Raw genomic sequence first — 14,156 nt, forward strand, 5'->3', positions numbered from 1 at the left:
CGAGGTTCTACAGCGGGATGTTCTTGTGGCGGCCGCGGGTGTGGGGGGCTTCGGCCAGTGCCTCGGTGAGCCTGCTGCGGGTGTGGGCCGGGTCGATCTTCTCGTCGACGACCCCGATCTCGATGGCGCTGTCGACCCCGCCCGCGATGCGCTCGTGCTCGGCGGCCAGTTCCTCGTGCAGCGCCTCGCGCTCGTCCTCGGGGGCGGCGGCCAGGGTCTTGCGGTGCAGGATGCCGACCGCCGCCTTGGCGCCCATCACCGCGACCTCGGCGTCGGGCCAGGCGAACACCTTGGTGGCACCCAGCGAGCGCGAGTTCATCGCGATGTAGGCCCCGCCGTAGATCTTGCGCGTCACCAGCGTCACCCGGGGGACCGAGGCCTCCCCGAAGGCGTGCAACAGCTTGGCTCCGCGGCGCACCACGCCACCCCATTCCTGGTCGACACCGGGCAGGTACCCCGGCACGTCGACGATGACGACCAGCGGGATTCCGAAGGCGTTGCAGAGCCGGACGAAACGCGCCGCCTTCTCCGCACTTTCGGAGTTCAGGCAGCCGCCGAGGCGCAGCGGATTATTGGCCAGCACGCCGACCGTGCGGCCGGACAGCCGGCCGAGGCCGACCACCATCGACGGCGCCCATTTGGACTGGAACTCCTCGAAGGGGGAGTCGGCATCGAGCAGCGCCTCGACGAGCGGGTGCACGTCGTAGGCGCGCCGCGCGGACTCCGGCAGCAGAGCGTGCAGGTCGACATCACCGGCCTCGGCTTTGGAGCGGTCGAAGTGACCCTGCTGGCAGAAGTAGCCGACCAGCCGGCGCCCACGGGTGTAAGCGTCGGCCTCGTCGTCGGCGACGATGTGGCACACGCCGGACTTCTTGTGGTGGGTGTCGGGGCCGCCGAGGGACTCCATGTCGACGTCCTCACCGGTCACGCTGCGCACGATGTCGGGGCCGGTGACGAACACCCGGCCCTCCGGGGCCATGATCACGACATCGGTCAGCGCCGGACCGTAAGCCGCGCCGCCGGCGGCGAACCCGACCACCACCGAGATCTGCGGAACGTGGCCGGAGGCGCGGATCATCGCCTCGAACACCAGGCCCACGGCGTGCAGCGCGCGCACGCCCTCGGCCAGCCGGGCGCCGCCGGAGTGCCAGATGCCCACGATCGGGCTGTGCTCGTCGATGGCGACGTCGTAGGCCTCGACGATGTGGCGGCAGCCGTCCACGCCCATCGCGCCACCCATGACTGTGCCGTCGGTGCAGAACGCGATCGTGCGCACCCCGTTGACGGTGCCGGCGGCGGCGAGCACGCCGGAGCGGTCACGCTCGTGCAGGAGCTCGATGCTGTCCTCGTCGAAGAAACACTGCAGACGGCGCAGTGGGTCGCGAGGGTCGAGCGATTCGCCGACCGCGATTGGGGCCATGATCGTCATCCAAACCTCCTCATGCTGCGCCGGGCGCGCCCGAGGGCCGCTGTTGCCTAGTACTTACCGAATGCGATGGCGACGTTGTGTCCGCCGAAACCGAACGAGTTGTTCACTGCGTACTGATAGTTGCCGACCCGGGGCTCGCCGGCCACCACGTCGAGGTCGATCTCCGGGTCGAGATTGCGAAGGTTGAGCGTCGGCGGGATGACGCCATCGCGCAGAGCGAGCACGGTCAGAATCGACTCCACCGCGCCGACCGCGCCCACCGAGTGGCCCAGCGCCGACTTGGGGGCATAGACCGCCGGCCGGTGACCGCCCATCGCGCGGTTGATGGCCTTGCCCTCGGCGACGTCGCCGACCGAGGTCCCGGTGGCGTGGGCGTTGACGTGGTCGATGTCGCCCGGGCGCAGCCCGGCCAGTTGCACCGCGCGGGTGATGGCCTGGCCGGCCTGCTCGCCGTTGGGGTCCGGGGCCACCATGTGGTAGCCGTCGGAGGTCACCGACGCCCCCATGATGCGCGCCAGGATGTTCGCGCCGCGGGCCTTGGCGTGCTCCTCGGTCTCGATCACCATCAGCGCGGCCGCCTCGCCGAACACGAAGCCGTTGCGGTCCCGGTCGAACGGCCGGCAGGCGCCCGCCGGGTCGTCGTTGGTGGTCGACAGCACGATGCGCATCTGGGCGAAACCGGCGATGGGCACCGCTTCGATCTTGGTCTCCACACCGCCGCAGATGGCGATGTCGGCCTCGCCGTAGACGATGTTGCGCCACGCGTTGGCGATCGCCTCCGAACCCGATGCGCAAGCCGAGATCGCCGTGCAGACACCGGCTTTGGCGCCGCGTTCCAGACCGATCGCCGCGGCCGCGCCGTTGGGCATGAACATCTGCACCACCAGGGGGGAGACGGCGCGAAGGCCCTTGGCCCGCATGCCGTCGTAGGCGAAGACGAGTTCCTCCGCCGAACCCATCCCGGTGCCGACCGACACCAGCAGCCGGCGGGTGTCGACCTCCGGTGCGCCGGCGTCGTCCCAGACCCGGCGGCCGAGCACCGTCGCCATCTTCTGCAGGTAGGACATTCGCCGGTTCTCGACCTTGGTCAACTGGCTGTCGAATTCCTCCAGCAGGTGCCCGCCGATGCGTACCGGCAGGTTGTACTCCTCGATGAACGGATCCTCGAGCCTGCGGATGCCCGAGCGTCCGTCGAGGAGGTTCTTCCAGGTGCCTTCAGCGTCGGTCGCGAGCGCGGTCGTCATCGCAACGCCGGTGACGACCACGTTCGGCAGACCGTTTCCCGTTGTCAGCTGTGCCATCGGTGCAGTTGGGTCCTTCCGCCCTTTTAATACCGTCCGAAGGCGAGTGCCACGTTGTGCCCGCCGAAGCCGAACGAGTTGTTGATCGCGTACTTGAATTCGCCGTAACGCGGTTCGCCGGCGACGACGTCGAGGTCGATCTCCGGATCCGGCGTCTCGTAGTTCAGCGTGGGCGGGATCACCCCGTCACGCAGGGCGAGCACGGTCAGGATCGACTCCAGAGCACCGACCGCACCGATGGAGTGACCCAGCGCCGACTTCGGCGCGTACACCGGGGCGTGCTCCACGCCGGCTACCCGGATGGCGTTGGCCTCCGCGGTGTCGCCGATCGGGGTGGCGGTGGCGTGGGCGTTGACGTGGTCGACGTCCTTGGCCGACAGGCCCGCCAGTTCCAGCGACCGCTTCATCGCCTGGCCGGCCCTCAGGCCGTCCGGGCTCGGGGCGACCATGTGGAAGGCGTCGGAGGTGATGCCGGCGCCCATCAGCCGGGCCAGCGGCTTGGCGCCGCGGGCCTTGGCGTGCTCCTCGGTCTCGATGATCATCAGTGCCCCGGCCTCGCCGAAGACGAAGCCGTCGCGCTCCTTGTCGAAGGGACGCGAAGCGCGCTCCGGCTCGTCGTTGCGGGTCGACATGGCGCGCATCATCGAGAACGCCGCGATCGGCAGCGCCTCGATCACGCCCTCGACCCCGCCGCAGACGGCGATGTCGGCGTCACCCATGACGATCTGCCGCCAGGCGTGGGCGATGGCCTCAGACCCCGACGAGCATGCCGACACCGGGGTGATGACCCCGGCGCGGGCGCCCAGGTCGAGGCCGACGACCGCCGCCGCCCCGTTGGGCATGATCATCTGAACGGCCAGGGGGGACACCTTGCGGGGCCCGCCCTCGTTCATCAGGTCATAGGTCTCGACGATCTTCTCGCCGCCGCCAAGGCCGGTGCCGATGACGACTGCGAAGCGGTCCGGATCCACCTCGGGGGCGCCGGCGGCGTCCCACATCTTCCGTCCGAGGTACTTCGACATCCGCTGGACATACGACATCCGTCGCATGTCCAGGCGGCCCATGTGGTCGTCGATCGGGTCGACGAGGTGCCCGCCGATTCGCACCGGCAGGTCCCACTTGGTGACGAACTCGTCCTCGAGGACCCGGATACCGCTTTCGCCGGCCAGCAGGGCCTTCCACGTGCTGTCGATGTCTGCCCCGAGGGCCGTGGTCGCCTCGACAGCGGTTACCACGACGTTCGGGAAACCGCCGTTAGCAGTGGAAGGTCTGGTCATTTCTCTGACGCAAACTTCTCGCGCAGCGCGGCCGCGGCTTCGGGGTTCTCCTCTTCCAGCTTCTGGATGTAGGCGACGACGTCACCCACGGTGCGAAGTCCGGCCAGGTCCTCGTCGGGAATCTTGACGCCGTACTTGTCCTCGGTCTGCACGGCGATCTCCACCATCGACAGCGAGTCGATGTCGAGGTCGTCGACGAAGGACTTCTCCGGGGTCACTTCGGAAGGCTCGATACCGGTGACCTCCTCGATGATCTCGGCGAGGCCGGCGATGATTTCTTCCTGACTGGCGGGCACTATGGGCTCCCTTCCTGGGTGTTATTTTCGCCAACGCGGTTGTGCTACTTGACGATCTATCTATTGGGTTGTCCTGGCGGGCCGGCCTTAAAGGTCGGTCAACCCGTCCAGATCTGCGGGTGTCTTGACGGCGTGCGTCGCGACGCCCCGAAGGTCTCGTTTGGCGATGCCGGTCAGAGCGCCCGCGGGCGGGAACTCAACCAGCGCGCTCACGTCGAGCTTGCGCATCGTCTCGGTGCACAGGTCCCAGCGCACCGGGCGGGTCAGCTGGCCGACGAGTTTGGCCATGGCGTCGGCGCCCGAGGTGACCGGCTGGCCGTCGACGTTGGACAGCAGCGTGGTGGTCGGCTCCGCGACCCCGACCGCGGCGGCCGCAGCGGCGTAGCCGTCCAGCGCCGAGGCCATGTAGTGGGTGTGGAACGCCCCGGCGGTGGCCAGCGCTCGGACCCGGGCCCTGGCAGGCGGATCCTCGGCCAGTTTCTCCAGCGCCGCCACGGTTCCCGCGGCGACGATCTGGCCGGCCGCGTTGCGGTTGGCGGGGATCAGTTCGAGAGCCTCCAGCCGGGCCAGTACCTCGGCTTCGTCGCCGCCCAGCACGGCCGACATGCCGGTCGATTCGGCGGCACAGGCTTGGGCCATCCCGGAGCCGCGGACCGTGGCGAGCCTGACGGCGTCGTCGGCGGAGATGACCCCGGCGATGGCGTAGGCGGCGATCTCTCCGACCGAGTGGCCGGCGACCACGACGTCGGCCGGAAGCCCGCGCTCGGCGAGTTCGGCGTGGGCCAGCAGGGTGGCGGCCACGACAAGGGGCTGGGTGACCGCGGTGTCGGTGATCTCCTCCGCGGTGGCCGTGGTGCCCAGCCGGGCCAGATCCATGCCGCTGATCTGCGACCAGGCGGCGATCCGGTCCGCGGCGCCGGGCAGGTCGAGCCACTCGGCAAGCATGCCGGGAGTCTGCGAGCCCTGTCCGGGCGCGAGGAAGCCAATCACGACTTTAAGGGAACACTGTGAACGCGGGTTTTCAGGGTGTAAAGGATTATGAACCTTGTCTTAGGTTTTTGTCCAATACCTACAAAATTGCCCTCGCTTGCGACGTCAGCGATACCGTCCTGCGATTCAGTTTTCCCGGCCGAGTCCCACCAGCGGCGACGTGAGTTGCGCCACTGGACCGTTTGCACTGGTCTGGGGTCGGATGACGGTGGCGGCCGGGTAACCCAGCCGGCCGACCGTGGTGGCCACCCGCAGCACATAGGCGTCCCGGGCGACCGTGGGGTCGCGGCCGGTGAAGTCGGTAATCCGCTTCAGCCGGTACCGGACCGTATTTGGATGAACGAACAGTTTCCGGGCGCACGCCTCGATGGCACCGCCGCTGTCCAGGAAGGCGTCGAGGGTCTCCGAGAGGGCCGGCCCGGCGTCGGCCAGTGGGCGGGTGATCTCGTTGTAGAGGGCCGCCACCGCCGAGGTGTCGCCCAGCAGAGCGCGCTCGGGGAGCAGTTCGCGGGCCGACACCGGCCTCGGCGCCCCGGTCCAGCCGGCCACGGCGTTCATCCCGGCGATCGCCTCGGCGGCACTGAGGTGGGTGGCGGTCAGCATCGGTGCGGTCGGTCCGATCACCACCGGCCCGTCGGAAAACGCGGTGAGCAGGTCGCTGAGGAACCGGTCGGTCGGCGTCAGCGGACCCGAGATGATGGCTATCAGCCAGGTGCCGTGCACGTCGGCCAGAGCGGCCCGGTCGTGCTGGAGGGCGATGTCGCGGACGTCCTCGCCGGCGAGTTCCTCCCGCCCGGACGGGGGGGTGCCGACCACCACGGTGGCCGGGCCGGTGGTCTCCCAGTTCAGGGCTGCCGCTCTGGACAGCAGTTCCGGTCCGGTGTCGCCGCGAACCACCGCGTCGACCACGCTGGCCTCCATCCGGCTGTCCCACGAGCCGCGCGCCTCGGCTGCGTCGGCATAGGAACTGGCCGCCGCGAAGGCAAGATCGCGGCTGTACCGCAGAATCCCCACCGTCAGCGCGGTGAGTTGCTCCTCCTCGCCCCGGGCCGCCAGCGGGACGACCTCCTCGAAGAACTCCATGGTGACGCGGACCATGTCCACGGTCTGGGCCAGGGCGATCTTGCGGGTGAGGTCCTGGGGAACGAGCTCGAAGGCCTGGGCTGTGTAGCCGACGTTGCTGGCCGGGTCGCGCATCCATTCCACGAAGTTGACCACCGCGGCCTGGACCACCAGCTGCACGCTGGCCCGCTGGGAGGCCTCCAGCTCGGCGAAGAACGGCAGGCGCTTCTCCATCGCGTGCACCGCCTCGGTGGCCAGCCGGCCGGAGTACTGCTTGAGCCGGCGCAGCGTCGAGTCGGGCACCGCGTCGAGCAGTTCCAGCGGAGAACGGCCGGACTCCAATCGCGGGTTGTCGACCATAGCTAAAACCTACGCTAACTTCTTGGCCGCATACGCCAAACGGTACCGGGGGTGCGGGCCGGGTCGGCCTTAGGCCACGCCGGAGTCGGACGTCTGCTCCGGGGCGGCCAGCACGTCGTCGATCCGGTACTCCCGGGCCGCCGCGATGGCCACCGACGGGTCGATCTCGCCGTCGCGGGCCAGCGCCTCGAGCACCGCGACCACCACCGACTCAGCGTCGGTGTTGAAGTACCGGCGGGCGGCCGGGCGGGGGTCGGAGAAGCCGAAGCCGTCGGTGCCCAGCGTCACATACGTGCCCGGCACCCATTGCCGGATCTGCTCGGGCACCGCCCGCATCCAGTCCGAGACCGCCACCACCGGACCGGCTGCTCTGCTGAGCATCTCGGTGACGAAGGGGGTGCGCACCTCCCTCTCCGGGTGGCGCAGGCGTTCCCTCTCGATCGCCAGGCCGTCGCGGTGCAGTTCGTTCCAACTCGTCACCGACCACACGTCGGCCGCCACGTCCCAGCGCTCGGCCAGCATGTCCGCGGCGCGCAGCGCGTCGGGCATGGCCACGCCGGAGGCCAGGATCTGGGCCGCGCTGCTGCGTTTCTCCGACGCCGCCCGGAATCGGTACATCCCGCGCAGCAACTGCTCGACGTCGAGGTTCTCCGGCTCGGCGGGCTGGACGTAGGGCTCGTTGTAGATCGTGATGTAGAAGTACACGTTCTCCGGGTTCTCCCCGAACATCCGGGCCAGCCCGCTTTCGACGATGTAGGCCAGTTCGTAGGCGAACGCCGGGTCGTAGGCCACCACGGCGGGGTTGGTGGAGGCCAGCAACTGGGAGTGGCCGTCGGCGTGCTGCAGGCCCTCGCCGGTCAGGGTGGTCCGCCCGGCCGTCGCGCCGAGCACGAACCCGCGGGCCATCTGGTCGGCGGCGGCCCAGAAGCTGTCGCCGGTGCGCTGGAAACCGAACATCGAGTAGAAGATGTAGATCGGGATCATCGGCTCGTTGTGCGTCGAGTAGGAGGTGCCGACCGCGGTGAACGACGCGCACGAGCCGGCCTCGTTGATGCCCTCGTGCAGGATCTGGCCGGTCGGGCTTTCCTTGTAGGCCAGCATGAGTTGGGCGTCGACGGCGGTGTAGAGCTGACCGTTGCGGTTGTAGATCTTCAGCGTCGGGAACCAGGAGTCCATGCCGAAGGTCCGGGCCTCGTCGGGGATGATCGGCACGATGCGCTTACCGACGGCGTTGTCCCCGGATTCGCGCAGCAGTTCCTTGAAGACCCGGACGACCGCCATGGTGGTGGCCACCTCCTGGTTTCCGGAGCCGCCCTTGAGCGGCTTGTAGACCTCGCGCGGGGGCAGGGTCAGGGCCTTGGAGGTGTTGCGCCGCTGCGGCAGGAAGCCGCCCAGGGCGGTGCGGCGGTCCAGCAGGTAGCGGATCTCCGGGGCCTCCGGACCAGGGTGATAGTAGGGCGGCAGGTAGGGGTTCTCCTCGAGTTCGGCGTCGCTGATCGGGATGCGCATCTCGTCGCGGAAATCCTTGAGGTCCTGCAGCGTCAGCTTCTTCATCTGGTGGGTGGCGTTACGGCCCTGGAAGTGCGAGCCGAGGGTGTATCCCTTGATGGTCTTGGCCAGGATGACGGTGGGCTGGCCCTTGTGCTCCATCGCGGCGCGGTAGGCGGCGTAGATCTTGCGGTAGTCGTGGCCGCCGCGCTTGAGGCTCCAGATCTCGGTGTCGGAGAACTGGGCGACCAGGGCCTTGGTGCGTGGATCGCGACCGAAGAAGTGGTCGCGCACGTAGGCGCCGTCGTTGGCGCGGTAGGTCTGGAAGTCGCCGTCGGGGGTGGTGTTCATCAGGTTGACCAGCGCGCCGTCCCTGTCGGCGTGCAGAAGCGCGTCCCACTCCCGGCCCCACACCACCTTGATGACGTTCCAGCCGGCTCCGCGGAAGAACGACTCCAGTTCCTGGATGATCTTGCCGTTGCCGCGCACCGGGCCGTCGAGGCGCTGAAGGTTGCAGTTCACCACGAAGGTGAGGTTGTCCAGCGCTTCGTTGGCCCCCACCTGGATCAGGCCGCGGCTCTCCGGCTCGTCCATCTCCCCGTCGCCCAGGAAGGCCCAGACGTGCTGATCGGAGGTGTCCTTGATGCCGCGGTCATGCAGGTAATGGTTGAACCGGGCCTGGTAGATCGCGTTCATCGGGCCCAGGCCCATCGAGACCGTCGGGAACTCCCAGAACTCCGGCATCAGCCGCGGGTGCGGGTAGGAGGGCAGGCCCCCGCCGGGGTGGCTGTGCTCCTGGCGGAAGCCGTCCAGTTGGTCGGCGGTCAGCCGGCCCTCCAGGAAGGCGCGGGCGTAGATGCCGGGGGCGGTGTGGCCCTGGATGAAGATCTGGTCGCCCCCGCCGGGGTGTGACTTGCCGCGGAAGAAGTGGTTGAAGCCGACCTCGTAGAGCGAGGCCGAGGAGGCGTAGGTGGAGATGTGGCCGCCCACTCCGACCCCGGGCCGCTGGGCCCGATGGACCATGATCGCGGCGTTCCAGCGCATCCAGCGGCGGTACCGGCGCTCGACGTCCTCGTCGCCGGGGAACCAGGGCTCCAGGTCGGTGGGGATGGTGTTGACGTAATCGGTCGAGGTCAGAGCGGGAATCGCCACCCGCTGTTCGCCGGCGCGCTCGAGCAGGCGCAGCATCAGGTAGCGGGCGCGGGCCGGCCCGGAGCGGGCCAGCAGGTCATCGAAGGATTCCAGCCACTCCGCGGTCTCCTCGGCGTCGATGTCGGGCAGGTAGGACGCCACGCCCTCCCGGATGACCCGCACCCGCTCGGAATCTTTTGGGCCCCCGGAGCTTTGAGTCCGCTGTTCGCTTGCGAAATCGGTGGTCACGTCCGCTCCTCGGTGGCTGGGGCAGTGTCTTGGGTCGGCACGTGTCCTATCGTGCCGTAATCGTGTCGATCCCGGCGCAGAGTGCTCGAGGCCGCCGAGGAATTTCGCGCCACCGGCGAATCCGGCCGCCGACCCGGTAACGTCTGCATTCGTGCTGAGCGGAAACCCGCGCGGGCTGCGCATCGCCGGATTGCTGGTAGGGGGCACGGCCGTGGTCTTCATGGCCGCCGTCGGGTGCACCACCGTCACCCAGGGAGACCCCACCGCGAACGCCGGTGACGCTCCGGCCTATCGCACGTCGATGTCGGTGTCGTCTGCGGAGTCTGCGGCCAGTTCCAGTGCCCGGGAATCGGAGCGGCAGGCCTCGTTGACCACGCAGGCGGTGCACACCACCTGCGAGACGTTGTCGACCACCAGTGCCGACGCCATCGACGCGGTCAACGCCTACGTCCGCGCCTTCAATTCCGAGGGCGGCGACACCGCCGCCGCCGAGGGACCGGCGGTCGACGCGCTGGGTCAGAGCGCGGACGCCGTCGAGACCAGCATCGACCAGATCGTGCCCGACAACGTCCGGGACGTCTTCATGGCCTGGGTGAACAGCGCCCGGGCAACGGCGGATGCCATCACCGGCAAGGCCAAGCCGTCGGAGTTCAACCGGGTGGTCAACGATCTCAACGGCACCCGATCCGACGCACTGAGGCTGTGCGACGCCACCTACTGAACCAACTACCGAAAAAGCCCACCGCGAGAGGAACCGGACGCGGCATGCGACGATAGGCGCACGACAGCCGGTCACAGGTTGAGGAGGTTCAAGACGGTGGTCGCCGCGGGTGACAGCGGGCGAAACTACGCCCAGAGGCTGGGCATCGACAACGATCAGGTCGTCCAGGAGTTGGGCTGGGACGACGACACCGACGATGACATCCGCGCCGATGTCGAGGATGCCTGCGGCAGCGACCTGCTCGACGAGGACGCCGATGAAGTCATCGACGTGGTGCTGCTGTGGTGGCGAGACGGGGACGGGGACCTGGTCGACCGGTTGATGGATGCCATCGCGCCGCTGGCCGAGGACGGGATCATCTGGGTGCTGACACCCAAGACCGGCAAGCCCGGACATGTGGTGCCGGCCGACATCGCCGAGGCGGCGCCCACGGCGGGGCTGATGCAGACGTCGTCGGCCAATCTCGGCGACTGGATCGGCAGCCGTCTGGTTCAGCCGAAGTCGAAAGCGGCCGGAAGGCATTCATGACACTCCAGATCGGTGCCGAGGCGCCGGATTTCACCCTCAAGGACCAGAACGGCCAGCCCGTCACGCTCAGCGACTTCCGCGGCAGGAAGAACGTTCTGCTGGTGTTCTTCCCGCTGGCGTTCACCGGCATCTGCCAGGGTGAGCTCGATGAGATTCGCGACAACCTGCCCAGCTTCGACAACGACGAGACCGCCACGCTGGCGATCTCGGTGGGCCCGTCGCCGACCCACAAGATCTGGGCCACCGAAAGCGGGTTCACCTTCCCGGTGCTCTCGGACTTCTGGCCGCACGGCGAGGTGGCACAGGCCTACGGGGTGTTCAATTTCGAGGCAGGCTTTGCCAATCGCGGCACCTTCCTGATCGACCGTTCCGGGGTGGTCCGGTTCGCCGAGTGCAAAGAGCCCGGCGAGGCGCGTGATCAGAAGGTGTGGGCCGAGGCGCTGGGCGCGGTCCGGGACTGAATCCGATCCGAGGTCGCGTTCCGATCTGAGGTAACCTGCCCGGGCACGGGCGTCTAGCGGACCCGGGCACGGGGCGTGTAGCTCAGTGGTAGAGCTCTGGTTTTACACACCAGCGGTCGGCGGTTCGATACCGTCCACGCCCACTCGCCGTGCGAAACCCGGCCCGGGACCTCAGCACTGTTCGCCGGCGGCCGCAGCGAGTAGCATTCCACGCACAGTCGGGATCGGGGTCTCTGAGGATGCGCGCGTCAGCTTATGTAGGTCGGGTCGGAATCACCGCGGTGGCCTTGGGTATCGGCTTGGGTATCGGTCTGGCTGGCGGTGGCGCCGGCCCGGCCTGGGCGGCACCGCCGGAGACGGCGGATTCGCCATCGGATTCCGCATCCGCCACCGACTCCGCGGGCGGGCAGCGTTCGGCAAAACGGCGGACAGCTCGCGGCGCCGGAGCCCGGGTCGCCAGGCCGACACCGCCGACGCAGTCTGCCCCGTCGGCCCTGCCGACGCAGTCTGGCCATCGAACCCGCAATCGTTCCTCCGCCCCGTCCGCGCGAGTGCCGGCGGGAACGACCGAAACGCAGGGTGAAGCCGCCCAGTCCGCACCATCCACCGCGGCGGCGGGTCCGGCACGGATCGCCGACATCCCGGCCCTGACCAGGCGTGCTCCGGCGCTCGTCGACCCCCGTCCCGCGGCAGGTGTGGCCGGCCTCCCCGCCCTACCGCTGGCTGCGGCGGTGGCTTCAGCGCCCGCACCGGCGATGTCTTTCGGATTCGCGCGGCCCGCTGCAGTCTCCGGTCTGGTTTCGTCCATCACGACCGCCCTCTTCGGATCCAATCCGCAGTCCCCGCTGGGGTGGGCGATGCTGGCGGGCGCGCGCGGTTCGATCGGCGGGAACCGCCGCGGGGGAGCGTTGGCCGCAGGGAGCGCCACGGCGGCCCGGGCGCCGGCGGCCGGCGGTCCGGCCACGCCGCCGCCGTTCGCCTCCAACGAGGTGCTCGTCGGGTTCAAACCCGGGGCAACCTCCGCCGGTCGCGCGCAGGCGATGGCCAATGTCAATGCGAAGGTGATCGGTCGGCTGGGCACCAAGCAGATGTTGAAGACCGACCAGGGTGTGGTGTACCGGCTGAGCGTGCCCGGCGGAACGGCGGCAGCGATCCAGGCGCTCTCCAGGAATCCGGCGGTCGCGTTCGTCGAACCCAACTACCGATTGACGAGCAACGCCGTCGCCAGCGACAACTACTACACCAGCGGCGCGCTGTGGGGCATGCAGAGCGACGACACTCCTATCGCCTACGGTCCGGCGGGCACCACTAACCAATACGGAATCGGCGCCGAGGAGGCGTGGGGACTGGGTGTGACCGGGTCGCGAAACGTGGTTGTCGGCGTCATTGACGAGGGCATCCAGATCACCCATCCGGATCTGGCGGCCAATATCTGGACCAATCCCGGCGAGGTGGCCGGCGACGGCATCGACAACGACGGCAACGGGTACGTCGACGACGTCAACGGCTGGGACTTCTACTACGACGACAACACCGTCTACGACGTCGGCGAGGATGCGCACGGCACCCACGTCGCGGGCACCATCGGTGCGGTCGGCGGTAACAGCACCGGCGTGGCCGGCGTCAACTGGACCACCACGATCATTCCGGCCAAATTCCTCGGTCCGCAGGGCGGTTACATCTCCGACGCGGTTGACGCACTGAACTACCTGACCGATTTGAAGTCGAGCTACAACGTCAATCTGGTCGCGGTGAACAACTCGTGGGGTGGGGGCGGCTACAGCAACGCCATGCAAGGGGCGATCAACCGTGCGGCCAAAGCGGACATACTGTTCGTTGCCGCCGCCGGCAACTCGACCTCCAACAATGACGCGACCGCCTCCTATCCGAGCAACTACAGCTCCCTGACGGCAACGGCGACTGAGTCGGCGGCGTCCTACGACTCCGTCATCGCGGTAGCGTCGATCTCATCGACCGGTGCCCTATCGTCATTCTCCAGCTACGGCGCGACCACCGTAGACATCGCTGCTCCCGGGTCGGGAATCATCAGCACCGTTCCGTCTAATACCTACGCCAACTACAGCGGCACATCAATGGCCACGCCGCACGTGACGGGGGCGCTCGCGCTATACGCCTCGCGGAATCCCGGGATCAGTGCAGCGGGGCTGCGGAGCGCGATTCTGGGTAACGCGAAGCCGACCCCCTCGCTGGCGGGCAAGACCGTCACCGGCGGCCGGCTGAGCCTGGAGGGGCTTTTCGCCGACTTGCCGGTGGTGTCGATCAGTCCGGTCGGTGTGAGTGTGGCGGAGGGGAATTCGGGTTCGTCGCTGGCGCAGTTCACGGTGTCGTTGTCGTCGGCGTCGGCGTCTCCGGTGACGGTGGCGTATGCGACGGCGGGTGGGTCGGCGACGGCGGGGCAGGATTTCACGGCGGTGTCGGGGACGGTGTCGTTCGCGGCGGGTCAGACCTCCCAGCTGGTGGGTGTGAGTGTTCTCGGGGATACCGCGGTGGAACCCAATGAGACGTTCACGGTGAGTTTGTCTGCGCCGTCGGGGGCCCAGTTGGGTGCTGCGGTGACGGGGACGGTGACGATCGTCAATGACGATGTGCCGCCGCCGCTGCCGGTGGTGTCGATCAGTCCGGTCGGTGTGAGTGTGGCGGAGGGGGATTCGGGTTCGTCGCTGGCGCAGTTCACGGTGTCGTTGTCGTCGTAGTAGAAGTCCCAGCCGTTGACGTCGTCGACGTACCCGTTGCCGTCGTTGTCGATCGTCTCCGACCGCGGCTCCGCAGCAGCACACTGGGCCCCCGACGGCGCAGACAACCTCACCGGCGAGGACTCATCGGCGTCCACCGCGGGATACAC

11 protein-coding genes and 1 tRNA gene are annotated in these 14,156 nt (G+C 68.5%); 5 read left to right on the plus strand and 7 right to left on the minus strand.

Translation table 11 applies throughout. The annotated features are described in order from the left end of the window. Window positions 1-7 precede the first annotated feature (7 nt). From ACKOQ4_RS11380 to aceE, 7 genes are all read right to left on the minus strand, one after another. A complete protein-coding gene (locus ACKOQ4_RS11380; RefSeq protein WP_526291852.1) occupies window positions 8-1,429 on the minus strand; it encodes an acyl-CoA carboxylase subunit beta in 1,422 nt (473 codons plus the stop codon). A 47-nt stretch (window positions 1,430-1,476) separates the two neighbouring features. Beyond that, the gene (gene kasB, locus ACKOQ4_RS11385) at window positions 1,477-2,730 is read right to left on the minus strand and encodes a 3-oxoacyl-ACP synthase KasB (protein WP_526291854.1); all 1,254 of its coding nucleotides are present in this window, start codon (window positions 2,728-2,730) and stop codon (window positions 1,477-1,479) included. A gap of 26 nt (window positions 2,731-2,756) precedes the next feature. Next, complete coding sequence (gene kasA, locus ACKOQ4_RS11390; RefSeq protein WP_526291856.1) at window positions 2,757-4,007, minus strand: 3-oxoacyl-ACP synthase KasA; 1,251 nt, start codon at window positions 4,005-4,007, stop codon at window positions 2,757-2,759. Next, window positions 4,004-4,303 (minus strand): meromycolate extension acyl carrier protein AcpM, encoded by a 300-nt coding sequence (gene acpM / locus ACKOQ4_RS11395; RefSeq protein ID WP_526291858.1) that lies wholly within the window; start codon window positions 4,301-4,303, stop codon window positions 4,004-4,006. The genes kasA and acpM overlap by 4 nt, the downstream gene beginning before the upstream one ends. Before the next feature lie 87 nt (window positions 4,304-4,390). Beyond that, window positions 4,391-5,293: an ACP S-malonyltransferase gene (locus ACKOQ4_RS11400; protein ID WP_526291860.1), complete on the minus strand. Its 903-nt coding sequence runs from the start codon at window positions 5,291-5,293 to the stop codon at window positions 4,391-4,393. Between the two features lie 126 nt (window positions 5,294-5,419). Beyond that, the gene (locus ACKOQ4_RS11405) at window positions 5,420-6,715 is read right to left on the minus strand and encodes a PucR family transcriptional regulator (RefSeq protein ID WP_526291862.1); all 1,296 of its coding nucleotides are present in this window, start codon (window positions 6,713-6,715) and stop codon (window positions 5,420-5,422) included. Window positions 6,716-6,784: 69 nt separating this feature from the next. Beyond that, entirely contained in the window at window positions 6,785-9,583 is a 2,799-nt protein-coding gene (gene aceE / locus ACKOQ4_RS11410) for a pyruvate dehydrogenase (acetyl-transferring), homodimeric type (RefSeq protein ID WP_526291864.1), read from the minus strand. Between the two features lie 151 nt (window positions 9,584-9,734). On the opposite strand from aceE, the gene ACKOQ4_RS11415 reads away from it, so the two are divergent. The 5 genes from ACKOQ4_RS11415 to ACKOQ4_RS11435 all read left to right on the plus strand — a co-directional run bounded on the left by ACKOQ4_RS11415 (window position 9,735) and on the right by ACKOQ4_RS11435 (window position 14,007). After that, window positions 9,735-10,304 carry an Rv2240c family protein gene (locus ACKOQ4_RS11415; protein ID WP_526291866.1) on the plus strand — a complete coding sequence of 190 codons (570 nt, stop codon included), beginning with the start codon at window positions 9,735-9,737 and terminating at the stop codon, window positions 10,302-10,304. A gap of 96 nt (window positions 10,305-10,400) precedes the next feature. Further along, a complete protein-coding gene (locus tag ACKOQ4_RS11420; protein ID WP_526291868.1) occupies window positions 10,401-10,832 on the plus strand; it encodes a DUF3052 family protein in 432 nt (143 codons plus the stop codon). After that, window positions 10,829-11,293 (plus strand): peroxiredoxin, encoded by a 465-nt coding sequence (locus ACKOQ4_RS11425; protein WP_526291870.1) that lies wholly within the window; start codon window positions 10,829-10,831, stop codon window positions 11,291-11,293. Before ACKOQ4_RS11420 ends, ACKOQ4_RS11425 begins: the two co-directional genes overlap by 4 nt. Before the next feature lie 71 nt (window positions 11,294-11,364). Then, window positions 11,365-11,436, plus strand: a tRNA-Val gene (locus ACKOQ4_RS11430). Between the two features lie 588 nt (window positions 11,437-12,024). Then, window positions 12,025-14,007, plus strand: coding sequence for a S8 family serine peptidase (locus ACKOQ4_RS11435; RefSeq protein ID WP_526291872.1), 1,983 nt, complete (start codon window positions 12,025-12,027; stop codon window positions 14,005-14,007). Window positions 14,008-14,156 lie beyond the last annotated feature (149 nt).

Source organism: Mycobacterium sp. (genome assembly GCF_046095365.1).
GTDB lineage: Bacteria > Actinomycetota > Actinomycetes > Mycobacteriales > Mycobacteriaceae > Mycobacterium.

Coding starts and splice junctions, on each gene's coding strand:
- ACKOQ4_RS11380 (WP_526291852.1), bottom strand. CDS start 1,429: ATGACGATCATGGCCCCAATCGCGGTCGGCGAATCGCTCGACCCTCGC.
- kasB (WP_526291854.1), bottom strand. CDS start 2,730: ATGGCACAGCTGACAACGGGAAACGGTCTGCCGAACGTGGTCGTCACC.
- kasA (WP_526291856.1), bottom strand. CDS start 4,007: ATGACCAGACCTTCCACTGCTAACGGCGGTTTCCCGAACGTCGTGGTA.
- ACKOQ4_RS11405 (WP_526291862.1), bottom strand. CDS start 6,715: ATGGTCGACAACCCGCGATTGGAGTCCGGCCGTTCTCCGCTGGAACTG.
- ACKOQ4_RS11425 (WP_526291870.1), top strand. CDS start 10,829: ATGACACTCCAGATCGGTGCCGAGGCGCCGGATTTCACCCTCAAGGAC.